This window comes from Nostocoides sp., assembly GCF_035343835.1.
Lineage (GTDB): Bacteria > Actinomycetota > Actinomycetes > Actinomycetales > Dermatophilaceae > Nostocoides_A > Nostocoides_A vanveenii.
The window spans coordinates 1-7,410 of the sequence record NZ_DAOQZV010000163.1 but is presented as its reverse complement, the minus strand read 5'-3'; the positions used below and the strand labels follow the sequence as shown (position 1 = coordinate 7,410).

The 7,410-nt window shown below is 67.4% G+C and carries 6 protein-coding genes and 1 pseudogene; 1 reads left to right on the top strand and 6 read right to left on the bottom strand.

Annotation, left to right across the window (positions count from 1 at the left end; translation table 11 throughout):
- On the bottom strand, window positions 1-367 hold a 367-nt coding region (locus PKH97_RS11560; protein ID WP_324387598.1), incomplete at its 3' end, for a hypothetical protein.
- A 1-nt stretch (window position 368) separates the two neighbouring features.
- Here PKH97_RS11560 and PKH97_RS11555 point away from each other — a divergent pair.
- A complete protein-coding gene (locus tag PKH97_RS11555) occupies window positions 369-2,864 on the top strand; it encodes an alpha-amylase family glycosyl hydrolase (protein ID WP_324387597.1) in 2,496 nt (831 codons plus the stop codon).
- Window positions 2,865-2,906: 42 nt separating this feature from the next.
- Here PKH97_RS11555 and PKH97_RS11550 read toward each other — a convergent pair whose 3' ends face one another.
- The 5 genes and pseudogenes from PKH97_RS11550 to PKH97_RS11530 form a co-directional block, all read right to left on the bottom strand.
- Window positions 2,907-3,263 carry a VOC family protein gene (locus tag PKH97_RS11550; RefSeq protein WP_324387596.1) on the bottom strand — a complete coding sequence of 119 codons (357 nt, stop codon included), beginning with the start codon at window positions 3,261-3,263 and terminating at the stop codon, window positions 2,907-2,909.
- A gap of 34 nt (window positions 3,264-3,297) precedes the next feature.
- Complete coding sequence (locus PKH97_RS11545) at window positions 3,298-4,299, bottom strand: amidohydrolase family protein (protein ID WP_324387595.1); 1,002 nt, start codon at window positions 4,297-4,299, stop codon at window positions 3,298-3,300.
- Window positions 4,296-6,053 (bottom strand): bifunctional 3-(3-hydroxy-phenyl)propionate/3-hydroxycinnamic acid hydroxylase, encoded by a 1,758-nt coding sequence (locus PKH97_RS11540; RefSeq protein WP_324387594.1) that lies wholly within the window; start codon window positions 6,051-6,053, stop codon window positions 4,296-4,298. Before PKH97_RS11540 ends, PKH97_RS11545 begins: the two co-directional genes overlap by 4 nt.
- Window positions 6,050-7,042, bottom strand: coding sequence for a VOC family protein (locus tag PKH97_RS11535; protein WP_324387593.1), 993 nt, complete (start codon window positions 7,040-7,042; stop codon window positions 6,050-6,052). Before PKH97_RS11535 ends, PKH97_RS11540 begins: the two co-directional genes overlap by 4 nt.
- A pseudogene (locus tag PKH97_RS11530) lies at window positions 7,039-7,410 on the bottom strand (2-hydroxy-6-ketonona-2,4-dienedioic acid hydrolase); the annotation flags it as partial. The pseudogene PKH97_RS11530 and the gene PKH97_RS11535, both read right to left, overlap by 4 nt.

Below are 7,410 nucleotides of genomic sequence, written 5' to 3'. Positions count from 1 at the left end.
GCACCTCGTGGTCGGTGACGACGTCGTGGCCCGACGCGAGCGCGCCGCCCGCATGGATGTGCTGCAGCGTGCCGAGCATGAATTCCACCCCCTGCCATTCGATGCCTCTGCTGCTCGGGCCTACGGTCGGATCTGCGCAGCGGTGGCCGGGATCGGCCGTCAACCGCGCCGGCGCGTCGCCGATCTTCAGATCGCGGCCGTCGCGTGCGCGAACGACCTTCCGCTGTTCACCACCAGCCCCGGTAATTTCGTGGGTGTTGACGAACTGGTCACCGTGGTCGGAATCACCCGGCCTGGGATCCCGCGGCGCCCGTCCTGACGTGGCCCGCGCGCCGGTCTTCTCGGTGTCCGCGGGATAGCCTGCCACGGTGATCCGTCGCCGCTCCCTGATCCTCGCCCTGATCGGCGTCCTCATGGGTGCCCTCGTCGCGTATGGCGTGACTCGCCGCAGCGGGTCGGATCCCTCATCGCCCTCCCCCTCGACCGGGACGGCGGGTGCGGCGGGCAGGCCTCCGGGACCGGTGAGCCTGTCGGGGGCTGAGGTCGCGGCCTTGGCGAAGCGGGTCGCGACGCCGCGGCACGAGAACTTCTACTTCGTCATGACCGATCGATTCGCCAACGGAGAGAAGGCGAATGACCGGGGCGGGCTGAGCGGTGATCGCGTCACCACCGGTTTCGACCCCACCGACAAGGGCTTCTTCCACGGCGGCGATCTCGCGGGTCTGCAGGGCAAGCTGGACTACATCAAGGGCCTGGGGACGACGGCGATCTGGCTGACGCCGTCCTTCGTCAACCGGCCGGTGCAGGGCAGCGGTGAGGATGCGAGCGCCGGCTATCACGGCTACTGGATCACCGATTTCACTCGCATCGACCCGCATCTCGGCACGAATGACGAGATGACGGCTCTGATTGCGGCGGCCCACGCCAAGGGGATGAAGGTCTATTTCGACATCGTCACCAACCACACCGCCGACGTCATCGACTACGAGAGCGGCACGTATTCGTATGTCTCCAAGGCGGATTCGCCGTACCAGGATGCGGCGGGGAAGTCCTTCGACGATGCCGAGGTGGCGGACCGTGCCGGGTTCCCCGCGCTGTCTGCCGCGACCTCTTTCCCTTATGTGCCGATCTTCCGCAGTGCCGTGGACGCCGAGGCGAAGACCCCGAGTTGGCTCAACGACCGCACGCTCTACCACAACCGCGGCAACTCCACCTTCGAGGGCGAATCATCGACCTACGGCGACTTCGGCGGCCTGGACGATCTGTTCACCGAGAACCCGAAGGTCCTCGACGGCATGATCGCGATCTACGAGAAGTGGATCGACTTCGGCATCGACGGTTTCCGGATCGACACCGTCAAACATGTCAATCTGGATTTCTGGCGGAAGTTCGGGCCGGCGCTGATGGCGCATGCGCGCGCCGCCGGCCGCGATGAGTTCTTCATGTTCGGCGAGGTCTACGACACCTCGCCTGCGGTGATGTCGCTCTACTCGACCACGGGTCGGTTGCCCGGCACTTTGGACTTCGGATTCCAAAGTGCGGCAGTCGATTTCGTCTCCGGTCACTCCGCCCAATTGCTGAGCAAATTGTATGCCGCCGACGACACCTATCTCGACGCCGACTCCAATGCGTACGTCGTGACGACATTCCTCGGCAATCACGACATGGGCCGAATCGGCTCCTTCCTCGTCGGCGCGGCGGACGACGATGACGACCTGCTCCAGCGCGACAAGCTCGCCATGTCGCTGATGTACCTGACTCGCGGTCAGCCCGTCACCTACTACGGCGACGAGCAAGGTTTTGTCGGCTGGGGTGGCGATAAGGATGCGCGCCAGGACCTGTTCAAGACACGGGTCGAGCAGTACGCCGCGGACCGCATCATCGGCGATCACCCCGGCGCCCGCGATCGCTACGACACCGATGTGCCTCTCTACCAACACATTGCGGCGCTCACGGACCTGCGCGCTGACAACCCCGCGCTTGCGACCGGCATCCAGATCGAGCGGTATGCCGCGGACGGCGAGGGCGTCTACGCCTTCTCCCGGATCGACCGGGACTCCGGGGTTGAATATCTCGTCGCGGCCAACAACGCCAAGGAGGAGCAACGGGTTTCGGTGCCGACGGCATCGCCGGGCATTGCCTTCGCCTCGCTCCTCGGCGGTACCGGCGCGCAGGCCGGGGCGGACGGGAAGCTGGAGATGGTCGTGCCCGCACGAGCCGTGACGGTGCTCAAGGCCGGCGCCGCCGTGCCCAAAGCCTCTGCGGCTCCGCCAGTGACGGTGGCGGGGGGCACCGGCGGGACGCTGAGCGGCCAGGCCAAAGTCACAGCGACTCTCGCTGGGGACCTTCCTGCGGAGGTCACCTTCGCGATCCGCAAACAGGGGAGTGCGGACTGGCGCGTCCTCGGGACTGACGACAACTCGGCATACGGGCTCTATATCGACACCGGCTCGCTGTCGGCCGGCAGCTACGACATCGTCGCTGTCGCGCGCACGCTCGACGGGCAGACGTCGTACGGGTCGATGACGGCGAAAGTCGCTGCGCCGCAGAGCGATGGTGCTGAGGTGATTGCTGCGGGCAGCTTCCAGGATGAGGCGGGTTGCCCGGGTGACTGGCAGCCGGAGTGCGCGGCGACGGCGCTGACCGACCCCGACGGCGACGGCACCTTCACCCTGAAGCTGACGTCGCTGCCCAAGGGGGATTACGAGTTCAAGATCGCGATCGGCGGCTCGTGGGCGGAGAACTATGGCGCCGACGGCGCCAAGGATGGTGCCAATATCCCGTTCTCGGTGCCGGGCGACACGGCTCCGGTCACCCTGACCTACGACTCAGCGACGCACCACGCCACCGCCTTGGCCCCGTGACCGGGAAGCCGCTCGACGGGGGGATTGGGGTGGGGGGCTTGGTCAGGCGGGCGCGTCGGCGACGCAGAACTCGTTGCCCTCGACGTCGCGCAGGGTGCTCCAGCGGTGGCCGAACTCGTCGTGGTCGCTCACTCTCGTCGCGCCCAAGCCCAGCAAGCGCTCGACCTCGGCGATGCGGTCGTCGCTGACGAAGTCGATGTGCAGGCGATTCTTCGCCGTCTTGGGCTCGGGCACACCGATGAACATCCATGTCCCCGCGCCGGGTCCGTCGGCGGAGATCCTCGCGAAATAGCTCGTGGCGCCGGGATCCAGCGGGCGGGCGAGGGTCGCCGACCAGAAGGCCGAGACGGCGGCGACATCGGAGCAGTCGAGGGTGGTTGCGGCTGGGGTGAATGTCATGTCCTTCAGGATGGGCCCTCTCACGGTGTCAGAGTCAACCCTCACCGGGACCGTGGGATCTGGCAGTGGCGAGGCGAGGAAAGAGAGCTTCGGCGTTACGGCGGTCGATGCCGGCTCGCAGTTCTGCCGGGAGGGAGAGGTCCTCATACTCGGCACGCATGAACTTCACCGCCGGCGCGGGGGCGAAGGGGAAGTCCGACCCGAAGACGATCCGGCTGGGGTCCGCGACAGCGAGCAGGCTGGGGAAGGCCGCCGGCGTCGAGGAGAGGGCGGTGTCGTACCAGAACCGTTTGAACACGTGCATCCGCGCAGCCACCGCACGCTTGCGGTTGAGGAGGAGGCCGGCCACCTTGATCTTCGGCTCGTCGCGCAGGGTCGCCAGGATGAGGCGGTGGGCGATATAGGGCACGAAGCCGCCGGCGTGGGCGAGGATGAACCGAATCCGGGGATACCGCTCTAGGGCACCCGTTGACATCAGGCTCAGCACGGAGCGGGTGGTGTCGAGGAGGAAGTCCGCGGCGAAGCTGGGTAACCCCTCGACCGGCTCACCGGGCAACTCACCGGGGTGGATGAGGACCACGGCGCCGCGTTCGTCCAGGAAGGCCAACAGCCGCGCAAAGCGGGGGTCGCCGAGGTAGATCCCGGCATTGTTGGCCAACAGGACGATGCCGTCGGCTTTGAGCACATCCAGGGCGTATGCCGCTTCCACCAGTGCGCCGTCGACGTCGGGAAGCGTCAGGGTCGCGAAGAAGCCGAAGCCACGTGGGTTGTCGGCCACCAAGGCAGCCCCGAACTCGTTGACCCGCCGGGCCCAGTGGCGGGCCTCGGCGACGTCGCCGAACCACACGCCGGGCGTCGACACCGAGACGACGGCCGTCTCGACCCCGTTGGCCGCCATGACTTTCGAGGCCATGGGAGCGGCCCACCGGGGTAAGGGGATTCCACCCGGTCGAATCCCCTTCTCGCGCAACAACAATCTGTAGGCCGGGGGGATGTAATGATGGTGGACGTCGATGCGCCTGGGACTCTTGCTCATGGCGACACCTTCTCGTTGCTCGGATAGCGGCTATGCAACAGCCCGACTGCGCGCGCGCCCGTTCGTTCCGACGCAGCACGCCGAGAGCCAGCGCGGGAAGGGAAGCCGCCGGGGGCTGCGTGGACGATGGCGAAGACGTAGTGGTCCGGTCGCAGGACGACGACGTCGCCGGTCGTGATGCTCGCTCGGCGCAGCCAGTGCGCGAGCATCGCATCCTGTGCCTCGAGGTCGATCAACTCCGGGTCGTCAGGCTCGCGCCGGCCCGTCACCGATCGCGGCCGCCCACCGGCGGGCAAGAGCCGCGTCCAGGTCGGCTGCACCGGCGCCCACTGAAGGGGATCGATCACCCTGCGTGGATCCACGCCGATCCCGATGGCCGCCCACCCGGATCCGGTGGCGTCATCGAGGCGGGCCGAGCCACCCGCGCGCGTGCGCACGACCGGCTGCGGCGCCAGGGTGGCTTCCACACCGAGCGGGGCACGCGGCATACCGAAGTAGGAGCCGCGTCGGAAGCGCGGCCGCGGCTTGAGCTTTGCTTCGGTGAGCACCCGCCGCAGTCCCGGGACGCGCATCGTGGCGCCGATGCCGAGGTCGCGGGCCCGGATGGCGCCCGGGCGCGCGGTGGAGACGATGTCTTTGTTGAACACGCTGATATCGATCATCGACTTGGCGTGGGGCCGCCGCTCGCTCTCATAGGTGTCGAGCAAGGACGGATCGGCCTGCCGCAGAATGACATCCGCGATCTTCCAGGAAAGGTTGTCCGCGTCCCGAAGGCCGGCATTCATGCCCTGACCGATGAACTGCGGCGTCATGTGCGCGGCGTCGCCGGCAAGAAAGATCCGCCCCGCGCGCCACCGGTCGGCGACCAGGGCATTGAAGGTGTAGACGAGTTGCCGGTCGATCACGACGTCCTGGGGATCGAGGTGCCGAGCCAGCAACTGCCTGGCGCGTGCAGGCGATTCGAAGTCGGCCGAGTCGTCGGTGTCCTGGAGCATGAACTCGAAACGATGTCTGCGCCCGGGCTGTGGGCAGCTGACAGTGGGCAGTGCGGGATCACAGATGAAGTCGAAGTAGGGCAGGTGCCCGAACGCATCCACCCCCTGTTGGGCGTGCAGATCGACGACCAGCCAGCGCTGCGGAAAGCTCTTGCCGGACATGGAGATTCCGAGCTGGGTACGAACGCCGCTACGGCCGCCATCGGCGGCAACGAGATAGGACGCACGAGTGACCTCGCTCGTCCCGTCGACCAGTTCGGCGTCACGCCGGCCGTAGCCGGCGCCCGTGCATTCCTGGTGGTGAACGCTCACGCCGTCATCGTCCTGCTCGACAGACGTCACGGACCGTCCGCGGCGAATGGTCACGCCCGGCCGCTCTGCCAGACGGCGCTCCAGAGTCGACTCGAAGGCCGGTTGATACAGGAAGTTCGATGTCGGCCAGCCATTGCGTCGACTCGGGTCGTGGAAATGGGCGAGCACCCGCCCGTCCGCCCGGATCCACTGGACCGGCAGGCCGACGAGCATGTCGGCGTGCAGTTCGTCCGCGAGTCCGGCGGCCTGGAGGATACGCAGGCATTCGTCGTCGGTATAGACGGCCCTGGCCATCCCGTAGTACTGCGGCTCCCGCTCGAGGGCGAGCACGGTCAGGCCGCGCAGGGCGAGCAGGTGCGCCATCACCAATCCCGTGGGGCCGAGCCCGACGACACAGACGTCGTAGGCCACCTCGTCCCGCACTGCTCCAGCCGCGTCGCGGTTCATCGCAACACCGGAAGCTCGGAACGACCGCCGCGCAGGGAGGCGGCGGCATACCGGAATTGCGTTAGGCGGGTCAGGACGGACTCGCCGATCGGCGTATGTCCCCAGATGGAGATCGAGTCGTATGTCTTTGGGGCCCAAACCTCTTCGAGGTCGGGGGTGACGACGATCGGATTCCAGCCAAGCTCCCACTCGAAGCCCGAGGGGGTGACGCAATAGAAGGACAACTCCCGGTCATTGGTGTGCTGGCCGACACTCCATTGCATGTGGAAGCCGTGGGCGATGACGCGTTCGTAGGCGGCGAGCAGGTCATCGAGCGACTCGACCTGGGTGTTGAGATGCTGAATCGCGGTCCGGATCGGGTCGATGCGCAGGCCTTGGACGCCGGCGACGGCCACCGAGTGGTGCCGCTCGTTGACCCGTAGGAAGCGGATCCGGAGGCGAGCGCCGGCGATGTTCTCCTGGACCCAGTCTGAAAGGCGGGCGTCAAAGACGCGGCCGTAGTAGCCGCGGATGCGATCGGGTTGACGTGCGGTGATGGCGACATGGCCCATCCCGGACGCGCCGGTGACGAAGCCCGATTGAAGCATGCGCAGCCGTGCCGTGGATGTCGTTGGGGCCGTGAAGATCTCGGTCGCCATGCCCTTCGGTCCGGGGAAGCGCCACAGCCGTTCGACCCCGCGCAGATTGCATTCCTCCGGTGTCGCCTCACTCACGCGCACGCCGGCGTTGGCAACGCGGGCGAGGACGATCTCGAAGGTCTCGTGGTCGTCGATCTGCCAGCCCAGCGCCGTGACGTCCTCGGCGGGCCCGCGCTGGAGGAGAAAACGGCATACGTGCTCGTCCAAGCGGAAGCGGGTGGTGTCGCGGGTCAGCTCGTCGACGTGAAGGCCGATGGCGTCGGCGCCGAAGCGGCGCCAGTCGGCGAAGCGCTGGGTCTCGATCGCCACATAGCCCAGATGAATGGCGCCGAAGACGTCGGGGCGGGTCACGCGCCGGCCCCGAGGAAGTCGATCGCGAGCCGGTTGAAGAGATCGGGCGCCTCCCATTGAACCCAATGGCCAACGCCCGCAGCGAGATACGCGCTGCAGTCCGGCATCGTGTGCGCCAGCCGCGGGGCGCCGCTTGGTCGGTTGACCTTGTCGAGCGTGCCCCAGATGACCAGCGTCGGGACGGTGCACGTTGCCAGGCGCGCGTCGCGGGTCAGGTCCATCCGCCAGATCGTGCGTGGGGCGGTCCGACCGCTCGGCCGGCGCAGCGGCGGATCGGCCATGACCTGCGGGTCGAGGCTGTCGCGAAAGCGGGCGTCGATGACCTCGTCGGTGATCGCGGAGGCGTCGGCGACCAGCGACTCACGGAT

Coding starts and splice junctions, on each gene's coding strand:
- PKH97_RS11550 (WP_324387596.1), bottom strand. CDS start 3,263: ATGACATTCACCCCAGCCGCAACCACCCTCGACTGCTCCGATGTCGCC.
- PKH97_RS11545 (WP_324387595.1), bottom strand. CDS start 4,299: ATGAGCAAGAGTCCCAGGCGCATCGACGTCCACCATCATTACATCCCC.
- PKH97_RS11540 (WP_324387594.1), bottom strand. CDS start 6,053: ATGAACCGCGACGCGGCTGGAGCAGTGCGGGACGAGGTGGCCTACGAC.